The sequence below is a fragment of the Aliiroseovarius sp. genome (assembly GCF_030148435.1).
Classification (GTDB): domain Bacteria; phylum Pseudomonadota; class Alphaproteobacteria; order Rhodobacterales; family Rhodobacteraceae; genus JASBTN01.
Genome location: NZ_JASBTN010000017.1, coordinates 1 through 19,981, shown reverse-complemented (window position 1 = coordinate 19,981; position 19,981 = coordinate 1). Strand labels below are relative to the sequence as shown.

General features: G+C 63.6%; 14 protein-coding genes. 7 read left to right on the top strand and 7 right to left on the bottom strand.

What is annotated here, in order from left to right; all coding sequences use genetic code 11:
* Window positions 1-241 precede the first annotated feature (241 nt).
* Window positions 242-1,306, bottom strand: coding sequence for a Hint domain-containing protein (locus Q1V43_RS03360; protein WP_300513928.1), 1,065 nt, complete (start codon window positions 1,304-1,306; stop codon window positions 242-244).
* 98 nt (window positions 1,307-1,404) lie between these two features.
* On the bottom strand, window positions 1,405-2,316 hold the full coding sequence (locus tag Q1V43_RS03355; protein ID WP_366146201.1) for a lipid A-modifier LpxR family protein: 912 nt from the start codon (window positions 2,314-2,316) through the stop codon (window positions 1,405-1,407).
* A gap of 167 nt (window positions 2,317-2,483) precedes the next feature.
* Between Q1V43_RS03355 and Q1V43_RS03350 the strand changes: the two genes are divergently transcribed.
* Complete coding sequence (locus tag Q1V43_RS03350; protein WP_300513924.1) at window positions 2,484-3,593, top strand: cystathionine gamma-lyase; 1,110 nt, start codon at window positions 2,484-2,486, stop codon at window positions 3,591-3,593.
* 66 nt (window positions 3,594-3,659) lie between these two features.
* Here the strand turns inward: Q1V43_RS03350 and Q1V43_RS03345 are convergent, their stop codons facing one another.
* Window positions 3,660-5,936, bottom strand: a complete 2,277-nt coding sequence (locus Q1V43_RS03345; protein WP_300513922.1) for an adenosylcobalamin-dependent ribonucleoside-diphosphate reductase — start codon at window positions 5,934-5,936, stop codon at window positions 3,660-3,662.
* 128 nt (window positions 5,937-6,064) lie between these two features.
* Between Q1V43_RS03345 and Q1V43_RS03340 the strand changes: the two genes are divergently transcribed.
* The gene (locus Q1V43_RS03340; protein WP_300513920.1) at window positions 6,065-6,496 is read left to right on the top strand and encodes a DUF1489 domain-containing protein; all 432 of its coding nucleotides are present in this window, start codon (window positions 6,065-6,067) and stop codon (window positions 6,494-6,496) included.
* A gap of 140 nt (window positions 6,497-6,636) precedes the next feature.
* Here the strand turns inward: Q1V43_RS03340 and hisG are convergent, their stop codons facing one another.
* Genes hisG through hisS form a run of 3 tightly spaced genes read right to left on the bottom strand, consistent with a single transcriptional unit; the run spans window position 6,637 to window position 9,906 of the window.
* Window positions 6,637-7,335, bottom strand: coding sequence for an ATP phosphoribosyltransferase (hisG, locus tag Q1V43_RS03335; protein WP_300513918.1), 699 nt, complete (start codon window positions 7,333-7,335; stop codon window positions 6,637-6,639).
* Complete coding sequence (locus tag Q1V43_RS03330) at window positions 7,332-8,435, bottom strand: ATP phosphoribosyltransferase regulatory subunit (RefSeq protein WP_300513916.1); 1,104 nt, start codon at window positions 8,433-8,435, stop codon at window positions 7,332-7,334. Before Q1V43_RS03330 ends, hisG begins: the two co-directional genes overlap by 4 nt.
* On the bottom strand, window positions 8,428-9,906 hold the full coding sequence (gene hisS / locus Q1V43_RS03325) for a histidine--tRNA ligase (RefSeq protein ID WP_300513914.1): 1,479 nt from the start codon (window positions 9,904-9,906) through the stop codon (window positions 8,428-8,430). The genes Q1V43_RS03330 and hisS overlap by 8 nt, the downstream gene beginning before the upstream one ends.
* A 158-nt stretch (window positions 9,907-10,064) precedes the next feature.
* Between hisS and Q1V43_RS03320 the strand changes: the two genes are divergently transcribed.
* Window positions 10,065-10,274 (top strand): SlyX family protein, encoded by a 210-nt coding sequence (locus tag Q1V43_RS03320; RefSeq protein ID WP_300513912.1) that lies wholly within the window; start codon window positions 10,065-10,067, stop codon window positions 10,272-10,274.
* 53 nt (window positions 10,275-10,327) lie between these two features.
* Here Q1V43_RS03320 and dnaE read toward each other — a convergent pair whose 3' ends face one another.
* Window positions 10,328-13,837 carry a DNA polymerase III subunit alpha gene (gene dnaE, locus Q1V43_RS03315; protein WP_300513910.1) on the bottom strand — a complete coding sequence of 1,170 codons (3,510 nt, stop codon included), beginning with the start codon at window positions 13,835-13,837 and terminating at the stop codon, window positions 10,328-10,330.
* A gap of 191 nt (window positions 13,838-14,028) precedes the next feature.
* On the opposite strand from dnaE, the gene xdhA reads away from it, so the two are divergent.
* From xdhA to Q1V43_RS03295, 4 genes are all read left to right on the top strand, one after another.
* Window positions 14,029-15,405, top strand: coding sequence for a xanthine dehydrogenase small subunit (gene xdhA / locus Q1V43_RS03310; RefSeq protein ID WP_300513908.1), 1,377 nt, complete (start codon window positions 14,029-14,031; stop codon window positions 15,403-15,405).
* Window positions 15,402-17,684 (top strand): xanthine dehydrogenase molybdopterin binding subunit, encoded by a 2,283-nt coding sequence (gene xdhB / locus Q1V43_RS03305; RefSeq protein WP_300513906.1) that lies wholly within the window; start codon window positions 15,402-15,404, stop codon window positions 17,682-17,684. Before xdhA ends, xdhB begins: the two co-directional genes overlap by 4 nt.
* The gene (gene xdhC / locus Q1V43_RS03300; RefSeq protein ID WP_300513904.1) at window positions 17,681-18,697 is read left to right on the top strand and encodes a xanthine dehydrogenase accessory protein XdhC; all 1,017 of its coding nucleotides are present in this window, start codon (window positions 17,681-17,683) and stop codon (window positions 18,695-18,697) included. The genes xdhB and xdhC overlap by 4 nt, the downstream gene beginning before the upstream one ends.
* A partial coding sequence (locus Q1V43_RS03295; RefSeq protein WP_300513902.1) for an ABC transporter ATP-binding protein occupies window positions 18,648-19,981 on the top strand: 1,334 nt, incomplete at its 3' end. The genes xdhC and Q1V43_RS03295, both read left to right, overlap by 50 nt.

Sequence of the window (19,981 nt, the reverse complement as noted above, 5' to 3'; positions counted from 1 at the left end):
TATCCGAAAACCGGTTCCCACTTTTCGGGCCGCAATCGCAGGTAAGAAGGGCGTTGTCCTCTCGCCGGATTTGGCCGACGTGACAGGCATCCCCTTGCGGGGGCCACCAACACCAATGAAGCCGCGCTTATACTCCGCGCAGCAGGGGTGTCAACGCCTAAAGGCGCCCCTCCCGTTCAAGGGGGCGAAAAAGCACGTCGGATGGGGGGACCGGGGGGGGAGCCGGATCACCCCGGTACGCTCAAGCCACACCTGCCTGCATGATTGCCGCTTCCGGCCGTGTCAGGATCCGCCGGGCGTAATCGCCATAGGCACCCGGGTCATAGTCCAGTTCGGGAAACATCTCGACCAGGCGCGCGCGCTGGACCGGGTCGACCGCGTCCAGCGCGGTCAGGGCCGGGTGGAAGCTCTCGGTTGCAAGACCATTGGCCCAGACCACCTCATGCCGTTCCAGCAACAGGTGAAAATAGGTCACTTCCCGCAGGGAGTGGTCCACATGCACACGCCGGTCGTCAATCAGATCCTGCGCGGCCACCAGGACCTCGGGCGTGTTGAACAACGCCTTCGCCTTGGGACCGGTGATCAGCATGGAGTGCTGCGGGCTGACGATCAGGTCGCCATCCGGCCGGTCGATCCCCAGCGCTCCCGCCCGGATGCGCACCGGGCGCAGTTGCGGCATCGCATAGAGCCGCGCGCCGCTGATCCGGCGGTGGCCGATCCACAGCACCTCTTGCGGGCCGTTGTCGCGGGTCAGGATGCGGTCGCCTTCGGACAGGTATTCGACCGGGACATCACCATCCGCAGTGCGGATGCGTGTGCCGGGGGTGAAACAGATCACGCCGGTCGGCTGGTCGGTCAAACGGTTCACCGAACTCGCTTGCATCGTCGCCTGAACGACCCACAGATCGGTATTGGCAGGCGGCGCCTCGCCCAGGAACATTAGCAAGGGCGGCGTGTCCGGGCTGACATTGATCACCGTGACCGTATAACTGGACCGCCCGTTTGTGACCTGGAAGCCCACGTTCAGAAGCGGATCGTCCACCTCTATCGTTTCCAGGGAAAGCCCGGGGCGCAGGGCGGCACCCACGAGCTTGTGTACCGCGCGCGCGGCGCGCCGGCGAAGGTCCGCCTCTCCGCTGGCCTGCTCCAGAAGCAGCACTTCGGGCGGCCCATCCACCCGAACCGGTTTGCCCGTCCAGCGCCAGCTTGCACCAACGCCCAGCGCCTGTATCGGCGCACCGGTCAAACCATCAACTTCTGTCTGCGACCAAGAGATGACAAACGTGCCGTGAGAGCCCGTCATCATGCCTGTATGCCTGCCTTTTTGTTTTTTATTGTCTGCAAGCTAGCACGACCGAATCACCTTGAAAAGAGGGAAAATCAACCTATTTCAAGGCGTTACCATCAGAAGTTGAGTTGGATATTGATCGAACCCAGCACCTGCCCGGTCGGTTGTGCCTCGAATTCCTCGCCCAGCCAGGTCACACCATAAAAGGCGCCATACCGCTCGCCACGATACTGAACCCCGGCGCGCGCGCGGGCGCGGACATCCGTCAACGCATACCCGTCGCTGGTCGGCAGGTAGGCGGAATGCGCCACACGGGCCACGTCCGCGCCGACCAGGAAGGAAAGGCCGGTGCCCCGCAGATCGCGCGCGCCCTGGTACAGCATTCCGGTGGTGCCATCGCGCATGACAAGCCCTTGGGTGAACCCCGCCCCGATCAGCACGTCGCCGCCCACACGAACAAAGGTTTCCGCACCGGCCTGGACCTCGACAAAGGGACGCAGGGAGGTGGTCGGGCTCAACGCAAAGGGGCGCGCGGCCTCGACCAGGGTGGTTGGCATGACGCGGTCAGGGATCTGGTTGGCCACAACCGCAGGTGAAGGCACGGTGGCTCCGAACAGCTCGTGCGTCTCTTCCTGGAAGTCGCTGATCCCGGTCTGAGGCCCGACCATCACCAGGTCCACGCCAGTGGACAGCTCAAGCGCACCACGATTGAATTGGCTGTGAAGACCGACAGATAACACACCGGCGTAGCGCCGATCATCGGCCGCCGGAGCAGTGAGGCTGGCCGGGGCGAGCACCGCCGTGCCGAAACGGTATTCCAGAACCTCACCGAAGTTGCCCCGCGATTCGGTTCCCACGGGGCCGCGCAGCCAGCTGACCACATAGGATCCGGTACGCCAGCGGTCGCTTCCATCGCCCAGATAATCGTTGGAAAACAGCCGGCCGAATCCCAGGGTCACTCTGTCACCCGCCAATGAGGGTGACGCAAAACAAGTCAGAATGGCCAAGGCCAGAGTAAAGGCGCGCATTTCAATTCCAGTTCCAGTTCACTCCCCCCCGGGATAGAGCACGTTATCCGTTTTCCATCTTCGCGCCTAGTGCAGAGGCGCAACAGGCGGCCCGCCAAACCCCTCGCAATTGGGGTCATTTCATGGCACCTCTGTCGAATATCCCTTCGTCCAGCCAGGATGGTCCCATGACCCGCACCTCGCCCCGCTTTTCCGACCTGCTCCATCTGCGAGGCAACGAACTAAAGCGCGGCGATCCGGTCGCCCTGCCCCTGGTGCAAAGCACGATGTTCCACCAGCCGGGCACACCGGAAGGGCCGGGTTACGGCCGCGTCGACAATCCCACCTGGGAGGCGCTGGAACATGCGCTGAGCCATCTCGAGGACGCGTCCTGCAAGGTCTTTCCCTCGGGCATGGGCGCGATTTCGGCCGCGCTGTTCGCGACGTTGCAATCCGGTGCGAAGCTTCTGGTCCCCTCGGACGGCTACTACGTCACCCGCGTTTTGTCGGCGGAGTTTCTGACGGGCTTCGGGGTTGACGTCACCGAACGCCCCTCGGCGACATTCAGCGAGGGCGGCTTTGACCGGTTCGACGTGGTGTTTCTGGAAAGCCCGTCCAATCCCGGGCTGGACGTGATCGACCTGGCCACCATCGCCGCCGAGGTACGCAACCGGGGCGGGATCACCATCTGCGACAACACCACGATGACCCCGCTGGGCCAGCGTCCGCTGGACCTTGGCGTGGATGTGGTCGTCGCCTCGGATACAAAATCACCGGGCGGGCATTCCGACGTGCTGATGGGCCATGTCGCCACGCGCAACACGGCCCTGCTGGACCGGGTCGAGACCTGGCGCAAGGTCTCGGGTGCCATTCCGGGGCCGCAAGAGGCCTGGCTGGTCCACCGCGGGTTGGAAACGCTGGAAGTGCGGTTTGATCGGATGTGCAGTTCGGCCCAGGTCATTGCCGAGCGTCTGGCCGGGCATCCGGCCGTGACGGCGGTGCGCTACCCCGGCCTGCCTGACGACCCGGCGCACACCCTGGCCCGCCGGCAGATGACCCGGATGGGTTTTCTCATCTCGCTGACCCTGGCTGACGAGGCTGCCGCCGAGCGCTTCATCAACACCTGCCCGCTTCTGCGCCCCGCCACCAGCTTCGGCGGCGTACACAGCTCGGCCGAACGGCGCGCCCGCTGGGGCGACGACGTCGCACCGGGCTTCGTGCGGCTGTCGGTTGGTGTGGAACCGGTCGAGGAGCTTTGGGCCGCGCTCGCCACGGCGCTTGCCGCGCTGCAAGGGTAACGGCATAGCTGCAAACGCCCGCCCCCACTTCGGGACCGGGCGTTTTTTCTCAGTCCCCGAAGGGACTTAGCCACATTTCGAATGGCCACAGGAGGCGCAGGTCATGCAGCCCGCGATCATGCGCATGTCGTATTGGCCGCAGGACGGGCAGGCCGGGCCGCGCGGTGCGCCCAGGTTCACGACCTCGGACTGCGGATCGGATTTCAGCCCCATGCCTTCGCCCTCGATGAAGCCGGTGGCGATCATGTGACGTTCGATCACGCCGCCGATGGCCGCCAGGATCGAGGGGATATACTTGCCCTGCACCCAGGCCCCGCCGCGCGGATCGAACACCGCTTTCAGCTCTTCGACCACGAAGGACACGTCACCGCCACGACGGAACACGGCGGACACCATGCGCGTCAGCGCCAGGGTCCAGGCGTAATGCTCCATGTTCTTGGAGTTTATGAAGACCTCGAACGGGCGGCGATGGCCGCCATGCACGATGTCGTTCACGGTAATGTACATCGCGTGTTCGGTATCGGGCCACTTGAGCTTGTAGGTATGCCCTTCCAGAGACTGCGGGCGATCCAGCGGCTCGGACATATAGATGACCTCGGCATCCGCGCCGTCACCGCCCAGGTGGTCCGGGCTTTCACCCGGCACCGCTTCGGTGTTTTCCGACACGGACAACACGGACCCGGTCACGTCATTCGGACGGTAGGTGGTGCAGCCCTTGCAGCCGGTTTCCCAGGCCTGCAGGTAGACATCCTTGAACTCCTCGAAGGATATGTCCTCGGGGCAGTTGATGGTTTTCGAGATCGAACTGTCGACCCATTTCTGCGCCGCCGCCTGCATCTTCACATGGGCCGAGGGCGCCAGCGTCTGGGCGTTGACGAAATAGTCGGGCAACTCCTTGTCGCCGAACTTGTCGCGCCACATCTGCACCGCATAGTCCACGACCTCTTCCTCGGTGCGGGTGCCGTCCTTTTGCAGGACTTTCCGTGTATAGGCATAGGCAAAGACCGGCTCGATCCCCGAGGACACGTTGCCCGCATAAAGGCTGATCGTTCCGGTCGGCGCAATCGAGGTCAGCAGCGCGTTGCGGATACCGTGTTTGCGGATCGCCTCCCGCACATCGTCATCCATGTGTTGGAGCGAACCGGAGTTCAGGTAGGCCTCGGCCTCGAACAAGGGGAAGGCGCCCTTTTCCCTGGCAAGTTCCACGGAGGCCAGGTAGGAGGCGCGGGCAATCGCTTTCATCCAGACCTCGGTCTGCTGCGCCGCTTCGTCAGAGCCGTATTTCTGGCCAAGCATCAACAGCGCGTCGGCAAGTCCGGTGACACCCAGCCCGATGCGACGCTTGGCCTGCGCCTCCTGCCGCTGCTCTTCCAGCGGGAAGCGGCTCGCATCGACCACGTTGTCCATCATGCGCACGGCGGTCGTGACCAGCTGGTTCAGCGCCTCGATATCGAGATGGGCAGTGGTTTCAAAGGGTTCGGCGACCAGGCGGGCCAGGTTGACCGAGCCCAGCAGGCAGGCGCCATAGGGCGGCAGGGGCTGCTCGCCACAGGGATTGGTCGCCGCGATCTGCTCGCAATAGTTGAGGTTGTTCATCTGGTTGATGCGGTCGATGAAGATCACGCCGGGCTCGGCATAGTCATAGGTGGCGCGCATGATCCGGTTCCACAGATCGCGCGCCTTGACGGTGTGATAGACCACATCGCCGAACTTCAGCTCCCAGGACTCGTCATCCTTCACCGCCTGCATGAAGTCATCGGTGATCAGCACGGACAGGTTGAACATGCGCAGCCGTGCGCTGTCCTGCTTGGCGGTGATGAAGTCGTTGATATCGGGGTGGTCGCAACGCATGGTTGCCATCATCGCGCCACGACGGCTGCCCGCCGACATGATGGTGCGGCACATCGCATCCCAGACATCCATGAAGCTGAGCGGCCCCGAGGCATCCGCCGCCACCCCGTGCACATCCGCACCGCGCGGACGGATGGTGGAAAAGTCATAGCCGATCCCGCCGCCCTGCTGCATGGTCAGCGCGGCTTCCTTGAGCATGTCGAAAATGCCCGACATGCTGTCCGGGATCGTGCCCATGACGAAACAGTTGAACAGGGTCACGGCCCGGCCGGTACCCGCCCCTGCGGTGATGCGGCCCGCAGGCAGGAATTTGAAATCCTCCAGGGCGTCGTAGAACTGCTGTTCACGCTCCGGCTCCGCCTCCGCCAGGCTGCGCGCAATGCGGCGCCAGCTGTCCTCGACCGTCTGGTCGATCGGATCGCCGTCCGACTGTTTGAAACGGTATTTCATGTCCCAGATGGACTCGGCGATCGGGGCGGCAAAGCGGCTCATGCAGGCGATTCCTGTGCGGTGTTGAAGGCTTTCCAGAATAGGCGGCGCAAGGCGGGATCGTCAATTGCCTTTCAAGCGATTTCGGGCTAGATTCATGCTCCGTTCACACAATATCTGGGGGCAACACCGTGTCCGGCACCATAAATCTGGTAAAACTCTGCGTCGGCGCCGATCGAGTCGAGGACCTGGAGGCCTGGCAGATTGCCCGCGCCGGAGGGCGCCCGGGATTTGAACCGCGCCATGTCACGCGCATGTGGCCCAAGCGCGAGGCGGAGCTTTTGAACGGCGGTTCACTGTATTGGGTGTTCAAGGGGTTGATCCTGGCGCGCCAGCGGATTCTTCGCCTGGAAGAGGTGATCGGCGAGGACGGCATCCGCCGCTGCGGCATTGTCATGCATCGCGAGGTGGTGCGGACGGAAAGCGTGCCGCGCCGGGCGTTTCAGGGATGGCGCTATCTGGCGCCCGAGGACGCCCCCGCCGACCTGACACCGGCCCGCCAGGACGAGGACGATCTGCCGCACGAGCTGTCTACCGCGCTGGCCGAGATCGGCATTCGTTGAAACCATGCCGAAGGGGCTCCCGCCCTGCCTTGACGCTGGCGCGCCGCCGCAGGTTGAGCGTGGCCTCGCTCCGCTCGGTTGGGGGCTTTGCCCCCCGGCCTGCGGCCTCACCCCAGGATATTTGAGGCAAGATAAAGAGATCAGCCGGTAATTTGGAGCTGCTCCAGCAGGGCTTTCAGGTGGGCCCGGTTGTCGCGACCCCAGTCCGCCTTACGTGATTTGAACAGGGTGGCCTGGCTCTTGTGCACCGGCGTGCCTGCAAGGATTTTCAGGTGATTGGCCCGCAGGGTTTCACCCGTCGAGGTAATATCCGCGATCGCCTCGGCGGTTTCGTTCTTGACCGTGCCTTCGGTGGCACCCTGGCTGTCGACAAGCTGGTAATCCGCCACGCCATGGTCGCGCAGGTGGTCGCGGATCAGGCGGTGATACTTGGTGGCTATGCGCAGGCGGAACCCATGTTCGGCCCGGAATGCCGCTGCCACCGCGTCCAGGTCGTCAAGGGAATTCACGTCGACCCAGCATTTCGGCACGGCGATGACCAGGTCCGCGTGGCCAAACCCCATGGCCGCGAGTTCGCCGACCTTGTCCTCCCACAGTCCCAGTTTCTCGCGCACGAGGTCGGAACCGGTCACACCCAGGTGAATGCGCCCGGCGGCCAGTTCGCGCGGAATTTCCCCGGCCGAGAGCAGCACGAGCTCGATCCCATCGACCCCTTCGACGGCGGCCGCGTATTCGCGATCCGATCCGGTACGGGCCAGGGTCACGCCGCGCGCGCCGAACCAGTCAAAGGTCTTTTCCATCAGACGGCCCTTTGAGGGCACACCCAGCTTGAGGGTCATGTTTTTTTGCCCCCTTGTTCGATTTGTGCAACTTCAAGCATCAGTTCCGGCCGGACAACTGCACCGATTGCAGGAATTTCACGACCCTTGCCAAGAACTCGGGTCAGCGCATCATAGCGTCCACCGGAGGCGACCGGGGGCAGGTCCGGGCGGGATTCAGCGTAGAAACCAAAAACAAACCCGTCATAATACTCCATCGATGTCCGTCCGTAGGAGCCCTCGAAGTCCAGCGTGTTCACGTCCACACCGCAGGCAGAAAGCGCATCCAGGCGGGCTTCCATCCGGTCGACAGCGGGACCGATCGAGGGCAAGTCCACGGCCAGGTCGCGCAGATGATCCAGCGCATTGGGGCTGGTTTCGCGCAACGCCAGAAGATCGTCCAGCAGGTCGACCTCGAGCCCGGAGATCGGTGTGGCTTCGGCATCCGCGCGCAGGGTTTCGACCCGCCTGGCGATTTCGGCCCGCGAACGCAGCCCAATAATCGGGGCGTCGTCCCGCATCGGGTCGGCCCGGGCCAACAGTTCCTCGCGCCCGGTGGGTTGGGGCGCGCGGCCCGCAAAACGGTCCAGCAGGGCACGGAAGCGGCGCGGGCGCCAGATATGGCGCAAGAGCGCGGCCTTGCGCCGGTCGGTGGTCTTCAACCCGCGCACGGCGGAAAGAAGCAGGCCCATATCACCGGTGGCCGCGCGCAGGCCAATCCCCTCAAGTGATTGGTAAATCACGGAAAACACCTCGGCATCCGCAGCGGGAGGATTGTCGCGCTCGAACAATTCATAGCCGACCTGGAAATACTCCGGCGCGCGATGCGCGGCCTCCTCCTGGGCGCGGAAAACCTCACCCATATAGGCATATCGTGCCGGTTCCGCACCGCCCGTCATATGCATCTGCACCACGGGCACGGTGAAGTCGGGGCGCAGCATGGCCTCACCCATCACCGGATCGTTGGTCACGTAAGCGCGGGCGCGGATATCCTCGCCATAGAGGTCCAGAAGCGTACCGGCGGGCTGCAGGATATCGGCCTCGATCACCTGTGCGCCAGCCTGTTCGAACCGACCCAGAAGGCGGGCAGCCTCCGCCCGAATGGTGGATTTTTCAGCCATCGGAGGCCTCGAGAATCTCGCGCACCCTGGCGACCAGATCGCCGCGTGCGCATTCGAATTGCGATGGGCGTTCCTTCCATTCTTCAAGTGTGGCGCTTTCGGCAATCTTGGCGCCCAGCACCAGGTCCTTGATCTGGACCTTGCCCGCCTCGAACTCGTCGGAGCCCGCGATCACCGCCACGGGAGAGTGCCGTTTGTCCGCGTATTTCAATTGGTTGCCGAAGTTCTTGGGGTTGCCCAGGTAGACTTCGGCACGGATGCCCGCATCGCGCAGCTCGGCGACCATGGCCTGGTAGTCGGCCATTCGCGAACGGTCCATGACGGTCACGACAACCGGGCCTTCAGACTGTCTGCCCATACGGCCCTTGGCGTGCAGCGCGGCCAGCAGGCGGTCAACCCCGATCGACACGCCGGTCGCGGGCACTGCCTGACCGGTAAAGCGTTTCACCAGGTCGTCGTAGCGCCCCCCGCCAGCGACCGAACCGAACTGGCGCGGGCGGCCCTTGTCGTCGAGGATTTCGAAGGTCAGTTCGGCTTCGAAGACCGGGCCGGTGTAATAGCCCAATCCGCGCACAACGGAGGGGTCGATTTCGATCCGGTCGGAACCATAGCCCTGCGCGGCCAGAAGGTCAGCGATTTGTTTCAACTCATCCACACCTTCGGCGCCGATCTTGCTGTCACCCACGGCGGCAGAAAGATTGGCGAGGGTGGCGCCCGCATCCGCCCCTTTCGAAGTCAGAAAGGCCAGAACCGGCTCGGCCTGCGCGTCTTGCAGGCCGACACCGTCAATGTAGGCGCCGGAGGCATCCAGACGCCCCTTTCCGAGCAGCTCGCGCACCCCGGCCTCGCCCACCTTGTCGAACTTGTCGATGGTGCGCAGCACGGCATCACGCTGGGCGCCTTCCTCCAGCCCCATGACCTCCAGAACCCCGTTCAGAACCTTGCGGTTGTTCACGCGGATCAGGTAGTCGCCGCGCGGAATGCCCACGGTTTCCAGTGTATCGGCCAGCATCGCGCAAATCTCGGCATCGGCCGCCATCGAGGCCGTGCCAACCGTATCGGCATCGCATTGATAAAACTGGCGAAAACGCCCCGGCCCCGGCTTTTCATTGCGCCAGACCGGCCCCATTGCATAGCGGCGGTAGGGGGTGGGCAGGTCGTTTCGGTGCTGGGCATAGACACGGGCCAGCGGCGCGGTCAGGTCATAGCGCAGGGCAAGCCATTTCTCGTCATCCGCTTCCTGCCAGGCAAATACGCCGTCGTTCGGCCGATCCACGTCAGGCAGGAACTTGCCCAGCGCCTCGACCGTTTCGACACCCGAGCTTTCAAGCGCGTCGAACCCGTAGCGATGATAAACCCCGGCGATCTGATCGAGCATTTGTTTGCGCTCGCTCACCTCCGCGCCGAAATAGTCGCGAAAGCCCTTGGGCGTTTCCGCCTTGGGCCGGGGCTGTTTCTTCTGCTTGGCCATGGGTCCGTCCGGGTTCTGGTCACTGTCGCGGGCGGTCTAGCGGATGGGGGGCGAATGGGCAAGGAATGGCTGCGCAAAAGCGGAATGTACGCGCCGGACAACTGGCCGCAGGACGGTTTTCCCTGTGCCCCGTCCGCGAACGGGTGTAAGAGGCGCCCATGGATACGGAACGCGAAACCCGCCTTGAAGAACAGATCGCCCACCTGACCCGCGTGGTCGAGGAACTGTCGGACGTCATCGCCCGTCAGGACACGGAGCTGTCAAAGCTTTCCCACCGGGTCAAGACGCTGATGGCGCGCGAGGCAGAGCGGGAGGCGGCAGGCTCCGGCGGTGTCATCCTGGGAGATGAACGCCCGCCGCATTACTGATGGGATCACGTCTTTTCGGAAAAGATGTGTGGAACTCTTCTGCGGAGTTCTGATCACACTTCCTCGACATGCACCACGCCGGAGATCGACTTGATCGCCCCTTTTATTTGCGGGTTCAGGGGAAAGCTCTTTCCAAGCGTCATATCGACCTCCCCGGGCAGGGTCGGGTCCATCAGCGTCAGGCTGACCTCGCCCGGTTTTACCCCGCGCGCGTTTTCGGCGGCATTCGCCAGCAGGCTCGCCACCGCTTCGATTGCCGCAGGACGGTCCACATGCACATTGAGCGCCATGCCGCCCGCGTCCGCCACCACCGCGTCGATGGGGGCGACCGACCGGGCAATCGGGTCGAACTGCCCTTCGTTGAAGCGGCCTTCCAGCGTCATGACCACCTGGAGCGTTTCGTCGAACACCCGCCGGGTCGCCTCAAAGTCGTCGGGGAACAGCGCCATGCCCGAGACCTGCCCGGTCGGGTCAGAGATGTTCATGCGGAAAAACTGCGTGCCACGGCCCGACTTGCGTTGCTGCAGCCCACCGACGATCACCGCGACCTTGCCGACGGCGGCGCCGGCCTTCTCGGCCTTTGCGCGCAGCCCGTCCAGGGTCAGCACCCCCTTGCGTTTCAGCGCCGGCAGGTAGTCGTCCAGCGGGTGGCCGGTCAGGTAGAAACCGATCGCCTTGTGTTCTTCGGCCAGCCGTTCGTTTGGCAGCCAGTCACCCACCGGCGACAGGCGCGGTTCGGGCAGATCCTCACCCGCCTCACCGAACAGGCTGACCTGCGCCGAGGCGCGTTGTTCATGGATCGCGGCAGAGTAATTCACCAGCGCATCCAGGCTGTCAAAGACCCGGCGGCGGTTGTCGTCCAGAATGTCGAAAGCACCGGCGCGGGCCATCATCTCCAAAGGCCGCTTGCCGACGCGCTTCAGGTCCACCCGCCGCGCCACGTCATAGAGGTTCACGAAAGGCTTGTCGTCCCGACCCTCCACCACCAGCTTCATCGCTTCCAAACCGACGTTCTTCAACGCGCCCAGCGCATAAACACAGCGCCCCTCGCTGACCGAGAAGGTCTCGATCGAGCGGTTCACACAGGGCGGCACGATCTCGATATCCAGCCCCCGGCGGACCTCTTCGGCATAGACCGACAGCTTGTCGGTCAGATGAATATCGCAGTTCATCACGCCGGCCATGAACTCGACCGGGTGGTTCGCCTTCAGCCAGGCGGTCTGGTAGGAGACCACCGCATAGGCCGCCGCGTGGGACTTGTTGAAGCCGTAGTTGGCGAATTTCTCAAGAAGGTCGAAAACCTGCATCGCCTTCTTCTGATCGACCCCGTTCGCCTTCGATCCTTCGACGAATTTCGGTCGTTCAGCGTCCATCGCCTCCTTGATCTTCTTGCCCATGGCCCGGCGCAGCAGGTCGGCGCCGCCAAGCGAATAGCCCGCCATCACCTGGGCAATCTGCATAACCTGTTCCTGGTAGACGATAATCCCCTGAGTGTCCTCAAGAATATGGTCGATCAACGGGTGCACGGACTCCCGTTCCCTGAGCCCGTTCTTGACCTCGCAATAGGTGGGAATGTTCTCCATCGGGCCGGGGCGGTAAAGCGCGACGAGCGCCACGACATCCTCGATGCAGGTGGGTTTCATGCGCCTGAGCGCATCCATCATGCCCGAGCTTTCCACCTGGAACACAGCCACCGTCTTGGCCGAGGCATAGAGGTCATAGGTGGGTTTGTCATCGAGCGGGATCGCGTTGATCTCGTTCACCGCACCCTCGGGCGGGTCATACAGCTGCGCGCCGTCCGGGCCAATGTGAATATCGCGCCCCTCGCCCCTGATCAGGTCCACGGCGTTCTGGATCACGGTCAGGGTTTTCAGCCCCAGGAAGTCGAATTTGACCAGCCCGGCCTGTTCGACCCATTTCATGTTGAACTGGGTCGCCGGCATGTCCGAACGCGGATCCTGATAAAGCGGTACGAGGTGGTCCAGAGGCCGGTCTCCGATCACTACCCCCGCCGCGTGGGTCGAGGCGTTCCTGAGCAGCCCTTCAACCTGCTGGCCGTATTTGAGCAGCCGTGCAACGACTTCCTCCCTGTCAGCCTCCTCGCGCAGGCGCGGCTCATCCGCCAACGCCTTTTCGATCGACACGGGCTTGACGCCTTCGACCGGGATCAGTTTGGACAGTCGGTCCACCTGCCCATAGGGCATCTGCAACACGCGCCCGACGTCACGTACGGCAGCCTTGGACAGAAGCGCGCCGAAGGTAATGATCTGCCCCACCTTGTCGCGACCGTATTTCTCCTGCACGTAGCGGATCACCTCCTCGCGGCGGTCCATGCAGAAATCGATGTCGAAGTCGGGCATCGACACACGTTCCGGGTTCAGAAAGCGTTCAAACAGGAGGCTGTAGCGCAGCGGGTCAAGGTCGGTAATGGTCAGCGCATAGGCCACCAGCGAACCTGCGCCGGAGCCCCGCCCGGGACCGACCGGGATACCCTGATCCTTGCCCCATTTGATGAAGTCGGCAACGATCAGGAAATAACCCGGAAAGCCCATGCCCTCGATGATGCCCATCTCGAAATCGAGCCGCTTGTAATACTCCTCCTCGCTTACCGCATGGGGAATCACGGCAAGGCGACCTGCCAGCCCTTCACGTGCCTGACGACGCAGTTCTTCGACCTCGTCATCGGCAAACTTCGGCAGGATGGGATCGCGGCGATAGGCTTGGAACGCACAGCGTTTGGCGATTTCCACCGTATTTTCAATCGCTTCCGGAAGGTCCGCAAACAGCGTGACCATCTCCTCGGGGCTTTTGAAATAGTGCTGTGGCGTCAGGTGACGGCGTGGTTCCTGCTGGTCAACGTAGGCGCCTTCCTTGATGCAGATCAGCGCGTCATGGGCCTCGTAGATGTCGGTTTTCGGGAAATAGACATCGTTCGTGGCGACCAGGGGAATGTCCATGGCATAAGCCATTTCGACAAAGCCCCGTTCGGTCGCGCGCTCGGCTTCGGTGGTCTTGCCGCCCTCACCCGGATGGCGTTGCAACTCGACATAAAGGCGGTCTGCGAAACAGGCATGCAGTCTCGCCATCAGCGCCTCGGCCTTCGGTCTCTGGCCCGCGCTCAGGAACTGTCCGACCGGCCCGTCCGGGCCACCGGACAGGCAAATGAGCCCGGCGCTGAACTGTTCCAGCTGTTCCAAAGTGACCGAAGGCAGCGCGCCGTGCTTGTCCACGTAAAGGCAGGAGTTGAGCTTCATCAGGTTCTCATACCCGCCCTCGTTCTGCGCCAGCAGAACCACAGCGGCCGGCCCGCGCGGCTTCTCGCCGGGGGCGGGCGGATCGTAGTCTACATCGACCTGGCAGCCAATGATCGGCTGCACGCCGGCACCCGAGGCAATCACCGAAAATTCCAATGCCGAGAACAGGTTGTTCGTATCCGTCACTGCCACAGCCGGCATGTTGGCCTTCTCGCAGAGGCCTGACAATTTCTTGACCGGAACGGCCCCTTCCAACAGGGAATACTCGGTGTGAAGACGGAGATGGATGAATCGGGGATCGCTGCTCATGAGGGCCAACTTACCCCCCGTCGCTCGACCACGAAAGAGCCAATCCCGGTGCAGGCCGGGTACGAAAAACTTGCCAGATGATCAAATCTCGGCTTTCCTGTCTGCCGGAGAACAACAACCCCGCGCCGCTTCTACGCCGCATCGAGGCAGCGCATTTCGGGACCGACAGGGTAAGGCGGCGGGACTTTCTGATGGATATCTCCTTTCGTCTGAACGGAGAGCTCGTGTCATTAACCGATGTGGATCCCACCCGGTCCGTCTTGGATTTTCTGCGCGAAGACAAGGGCCTGACCGGCACGAAGGAGGGCTGCAACGAGGGCGATTGCGGCGCCTGTTCGGCCCTGGTTGGCGACGCGGGTGGCGTGCGGGCACAAAATACCTGCCTGATGATGCTTGGGCATCTCGACGGCAGGGCGCTGGTCACGGTCGAAGGGCTGGCCGCGCCCGATGGCACACCCCACCCTGTGCAGCAGGCGCTGGTTGACCATCACGGCTCGCAATGCGGTTTCTGCACCCCCGGCTTTGCCGTGACCCTTGCGGCAGGACACTTGAGTTCCGATCATGATATCAAGACCTTGCTGGGCGGCAACCTGTGCCGTTGCACAGGTTATGCGCCGATTTTAAGGGCCGCCGAAGCCGCCGCGACAGAGACATCCCCGCCACATCTGAAGGACGCGCTGGAGGCCCCCCGCCCCGACGCGAGCAAGGAGGCGGGCCCGGCTTGTCCAGGCGCCGTGGATGCGCTCGCCACCCTCTATGCGGACCATCCCGAAGCCACGCTGATCGGGGGCGCCACCGAAGTCGCGCTTGACGTGAACAAAGCGTTGAAAGACCTGCCTTTCCCGATCTTCCTTGGCCAGGTCAGGGAGTTCGACAAGATCGAGATCACAGAGGACAAGATCACCTTCGGGGCCGGGGCGTCCATCGAGACTCTGCGCCGGATCATGGCCGGCCATCATCCGGGGTTCGCCGAGATGCTGACCCGCTTCGGCTCCGCCCAAGTGCGCGCGGCGGGGACGATCGGTGGTAATGTCGCCAATGGATCGCCCATTGCCGAAACCCCGCCACCGCTCATTGCCCTCGGGGCCGAACTTCACCTGCGCCACCGTGACGCCCGCCGCAACCTGCCACTGGAACAATATTACGTCGCCTATGGCCAGCAGGACCGGCGTGATGGCGAGTTCATCGAAGCCGTTTCAATCCCGCGCCAGAAAGATCGCCTGCGCAGTTACAAAATTGCACGAAGGTTCGATCAGGACATCTGCACAGTGCTTGGGGCCTTCAATATCCACGTAAATGTTGGAAAAGTGCTGTCGGCGCGGATTGCCTTTGGCGGTATGGCCGGGGTGGTGAAGCGTGCGGAGGCGGTTGAACGCGCCCTGATCGGTCGTCCGTGGACGCGCGAAACTGTCGCTGCCGCCCTCGACGCTTTTGAGACGGATTTTGCCCCGATCAGCGACCTGCGCGCGGGCGCGGATTACCGGCGCGAGGTCGCACGGAATCTGCTGTTGCGTTACTGGCACGAAGACCAGGGCACCCCTGTTGCGGTCATGGGGGTAACGCCATGACCGCCGGGCGTCCCCTTCCCCACGATTCCGCCGCGCTGCATGTTTCCGGCGCAGCCAGATACGTGGACGACATCCCGCTTCCGGCCAACGCACTCCACCTGGCCTTCGGCCTGTCCCCCGAAGCCCACGGACGCCTCCGTGGCCTGGACCTCGATGCAGTGCGCCAGGCCGCCGGGGTGATTGCCGTGTTCACGGCCGAAGACCTGCGCTTTGCCAATGATGTCTCGCCCTCGGTCCACGACGAACCCCTTCTCGCCGAAGCTGAGGTCTTCTATCATGGCCAACCGATTTTCCTGGTCGCCGCCACCTCGCACCGTGCGGCCCGCAAGGCCGCGAAACTGGCGAAGATTGACGTTGATCCCCTGCCCGCAATCGTGACCATCGATCAGGCGCTTTCCGCCGACAGCCGGTTTGAAGACGGACCGGTGATTTGGCAGAATGGCGACGTGGACAATGCGCTGGCACGGGCCGCGCAGGTGATCGAAGGCTCGGTGGAACTGGGCGGCCAGGAGCATTTCTACCTCGAAGGGCAGGCTTCTGCCGCGTTGCCACAGGACGATGGCGACATGGTCGTGCACAGCTCGACCCAGCACCCGACCGAAATTCAGCACAAGGTGGCCGAGGCCCTGGGCCTGCCGATGCATGCAGTCCGGGTCGAGACCCGGCGCATGGGGGGGGGATTCGGCGGAAAAGAGAGCCAAGGCAATGCCTTGGCCGTTGCTTGCGCAGTTGCGGCGCAAGCGACCGGCCGCCCCTGCAAGATGCGTTATGATCGCGACGACGACATGGTCATCACCGGCAAACGCCATGATTTCCGTATCGGCTATCGCATTGGTGTGGACGGCACAGGCCGCCTGCTGGCCGCCGATTTCACCCATCTTGTGCGCTGCGGCTGGGCCCAGGACCTAAGCTTGCCGGTCGCGGACCGCGCCATGCTGCATGCGGACAATGCCTACCACATCCCGGTCATGCGGATCGAAAGCCACCGGTTGAAGACCAACACGGCCAGCGCCACGGCTTTTCGAGGGTTCGGTGGGCCCCAGGGCATGTTTGGCATCGAACGGGCTTTGGACCATGTGGCACATGTCCTGCGCATGGATCCGGTCGACCTGCGCCGCCGCAATTTCTACTCTGGGCCCGGCGCCCCTCGCCAACACACGCATTACGGAATGGAGGTCGAGGATTTCGATCTCCGACCGATGGTGTCGGCGCTCTTGCAGCGATCCGACTACGCCACGCGGCGCGCCTCCGTCGATCAATGGAATCGTGAAAATGCCGTGCTGAAGAAGGGGCTGGCCCTGAGCCCGGTCAAGTTCGGAATCTCTTTCACACTGACCCATTTGAACCAAGCGGGCGCACTTGTGCATGTCTATCAGGACGGCTCCGTGGCGATGAACCATGGCGGCACAGAGATGGGCCAGGGGCTGAACCAGAAAGTCGCCCAGGTGGCGGCGCGCATTTTCGGGATCGGTCCCGACAGGGTGCGCATCACAGCCACGGATACGGCGAAAGTCCCCAATACCTCGGCGACAGCGGCCTCGTCCGGATCCGATCTGAACGGTATGGCTGTAAAAGCGGCTTGCGAAACCATCAAATCGCGTCTTGTGCAGCATTTGTGCAAGAAATTTTCGGTATCTGATAAAGAAATCCGCTTTGAAGATGGAAAAGTGAAAGTCTGCGACCAGGTATTTTCCTTTGCCGACGTCGTGCAAGCCGCGTATCTGGCCCGGATCAGCCTCTCGGCCACCGGCTATTACCGCACCCCGAAACTGTCCTGGGATCGGGTCAAGGGACGGGGCCGTCCCTTCTTCTATTTCGCCTATGGGGTCGCGGCCACGGAAGCGGTGGTCGACACGCTGACCGGGGAAAGCCGGATCCTGCGGGCGGATATCCTGCACGATGCAGGCGCCAGCCTGAACCCGGCGCTGGATATCGGCCAGGTCGAAGGCGGCTACGTGCAGGGTGCTGGCTGGTTGACCATGGAGGAACTGCTCTGGGATGACGACGGCCGCCTGCTGACCCATGCGCCGGCGACCTACAAGATCCCGACCGCACGCGACGCGCCGGAAGTATTCAACGTGGCGCTCTGGGACGGAGAAAACCGCGAGGAAACGATCTATCGCTCAAAGGCCGTTGGGGAACCACCTTTCATGCTGGGAATCAGCGCTTTCCTGGCCCTGTCCGACGCGGTCTCGGCCTGTGGGCCAGGCTATGCCGATCTGGACGCCCCGGCCACGGCTGAACGCATCCTGGCCGCCATCAACCGGGTGCGCGCATGAGCTTTGACCTCGACACCCTGCGCGGCGCGGTGCTGCGCCATGGCCGGGTGGCGCGCGTCGTCGTGGCCGATGTCGCGGGATCCACCCCGCGCGAGGTCGGGGCCGCGATGCTGGTCTGGGCCGAGGGCGACGGGATCGGGCAATCGGGCACCATCGGCGGCGGGGAGCTGGAACTGCAGGCCGCAAAACGTGGCTTGGCATCACCCTTCGTCGAACGCATCCCCCTGGGGCCTTCGCTGGGTCAGTGCTGCGGCGGGGCCGTTACGCTTTTGTGCGAACATTTCGACGAAGCAACACTTGGCAAACTGAACTCGCAACAGGTGCGTGCCTGCTCCCTGACCGGGACGGACATGCCCCTGGCGGTCAAACGCCTGATCTCGCAAGCGCGCAACCAGGGGCGCCATTTCGAGCCGCACACCCTGCAAGGCTGGTTCGTCGAACCGATCAATCGCCCCCGCGCACCGCTCTGGATTTATGGCGCGGGCCATGTGGGCCGGGCGATTGTCTCTGTGCTGGCGCCGCTCGATCAGTTTGAGATCACCTGGGTGGACACCGGTCCGGCGCGGTTCCCGGACAGCCTGCCCGATGGCGTCATCGCCCTGCCCACGCCGCATCCTGAGCGGGCGGCAGCGATCGCCCCGGATCACGCCCGGCACCTGGTCCTGACATTTTCGCACGCGCTGGATCTGGCGCTGTGCCACGCGATTCTCTCCCGCTCATTCGCAAGCGTCGGCCTGATCGGCAGCGCGACGAAATGGGCCCGTTTCCGCGCCCGCCTGGCAGCCATGGGCCATGCACAAGCGCAAATATCACGCATCATCTGCCCAATCGGCGATCCTTCCTTGGGCAAAGCGCCGCAGGCCATTGCGGTCGGGGTCGCCGCCGCGCTACTGAAAGACGCGGCCCGACGGGAGGGGAACCATGGGCAAGCGAACAGGGGACAAGTCTTTGACGACACAGGGGATGACAGAGAGTGCGACCGGGAGCCCGGCAGACGCTCTTCTGAAGCTTGAAGGGCTCAGGAAAGCCTATCCGGGGGTGGTGGCGAATGACGATGTGTCCTTTGCGATCCGTCCCGGCGAAGTGCATGCGCTGTTGGGCGAGAACGGGGCGGGGAAATCCACCCTGGTCAAAATGATCTACGGGCTGGTGAAGCCGGATGCGGGCAGCATGGTGCTGAACGGCAGGGCCTTCAGCCCGGCCAACCCGGCCGCCGCGCGGGCCGCGGGCGTGGCAATGGTTTTCCAGCATTTTTCCCTGTTCGACGCGCTGAACGTGGCCGAGAACATCGCCCTTGGCATGGACAACCCGCCACCGCAGCGCGAATTGTCGGCACGCATTCGCAAGGTCAGCCAGGAATATGGTCTGCCGCTGGACCCGGAGCGGCTGGTCGGCGACCTGTCGGCCGGCGAACGCCAGCGGGTCGAGATCATTCGCTGCCTGCTTCAGGATCCGAAGCTCTTGATCATGGACGAGCCCACCTCGGTTCTGACCCCGCAGGAGGTCGAGATCCTGTTTCACACCCTGCGCAAGCTGACCTCCGAGGGCACGGCGATCCTCTATATCTCGCACAAGCTCGAAGAAATCCGGGCGCTGTGCGAACACGCGACAATCCTGCGCCTGGGCAAGGTGGTGGACACCTGCGATCCGCGTGAGAAATCGGCACGCGAACTGGCCGAGATGATGGTCGGCACCGCGCTGCACGTGCCTGAACGCAAGCCCGCCAAGGCGACACGGCTGGTGTTGGAGGTGGACGGGCTGTCGATGCAGAGCCCCGGCGAATTCGGCACCAATCTGCGCGACATCAATCTGGACGTGTTCGGCGGCGAGGTTTTGGGCATCGGTGGTGTCGCGGGCAATGGGCAGGACGAACTGCTGCTGGCGCTGTCAGGCGAACTCCCCTGCCCCGGGTCGATCCGGCTGATGGGACAGGATGTGGGCCACCTGGGCCCGAATCAGCGCCGCGCCAGGGGGCTGCTGGCCGCACCGGAAGAACGGTTGGGCCACGCGGCGGCCCCGGACATGTCTTTGACGGAAAACGCTTTATTGACCGGGGCTGTGCGCAAGCACCTGGTCGAGAACGGGTTCATCAAATGGAACGCCGCCGAAGCCTTCGCCCTGCGCATCATCGAGAGCTTCGATGTGCGCACGCCGGGGCCAGAGAACGCGGCACGCTCGCTGTCCGGCGGCAACCTGCAGAAATTCGTCATTGGCCGCGAGATCATGCAGCGGCCGGAAGTGCTGGTGGTAAACCAGCCGACCTGGGGCGTGGATGCCTCGGCGGCGGCCGATATCCG

What these genes read in the sequence shown, in the direction of transcription:
- xdhA (WP_300513908.1), top strand. Translation starts at nt 14,029, where the DNA reads ATGGATATCTCCTTTCGTCTGAACGGAGAGCTCGTGTCATTAACCGAT.
- hisG (WP_300513918.1), bottom strand. Translation starts at nt 7,335, where the DNA reads ATGACCCTCAAGCTGGGTGTGCCCTCAAAGGGCCGTCTGATGGAAAAG.
- xdhB (WP_300513906.1), top strand. Translation starts at nt 15,402, where the DNA reads ATGACCGCCGGGCGTCCCCTTCCCCACGATTCCGCCGCGCTGCATGTT.
- Q1V43_RS03360 (WP_300513928.1), bottom strand. Translation starts at nt 1,306, where the DNA reads ATGATGACGGGCTCTCACGGCACGTTTGTCATCTCTTGGTCGCAGACA.
- xdhC (WP_300513904.1), top strand. Translation starts at nt 17,681, where the DNA reads ATGAGCTTTGACCTCGACACCCTGCGCGGCGCGGTGCTGCGCCATGGC.
- Q1V43_RS03330 (WP_300513916.1), bottom strand. Translation starts at nt 8,435, where the DNA reads ATGGCTGAAAAATCCACCATTCGGGCGGAGGCTGCCCGCCTTCTGGGT.
- dnaE (WP_300513910.1), bottom strand. Translation starts at nt 13,837, where the DNA reads ATGAGCAGCGATCCCCGATTCATCCATCTCCGTCTTCACACCGAGTAT.
- Q1V43_RS03345 (WP_300513922.1), bottom strand. Translation starts at nt 5,936, where the DNA reads ATGAGCCGCTTTGCCGCCCCGATCGCCGAGTCCATCTGGGACATGAAA.
- Q1V43_RS03350 (WP_300513924.1), top strand. Translation starts at nt 2,484, where the DNA reads ATGACCCGCACCTCGCCCCGCTTTTCCGACCTGCTCCATCTGCGAGGC.
- Q1V43_RS03355 (WP_366146201.1), bottom strand. Translation starts at nt 2,316, where the DNA reads ATGCGCGCCTTTACTCTGGCCTTGGCCATTCTGACTTGTTTTGCGTCA.
- hisS (WP_300513914.1), bottom strand. Translation starts at nt 9,906, where the DNA reads ATGGCCAAGCAGAAGAAACAGCCCCGGCCCAAGGCGGAAACGCCCAAG.
- Q1V43_RS03320 (WP_300513912.1), top strand. Translation starts at nt 10,065, where the DNA reads ATGGATACGGAACGCGAAACCCGCCTTGAAGAACAGATCGCCCACCTG.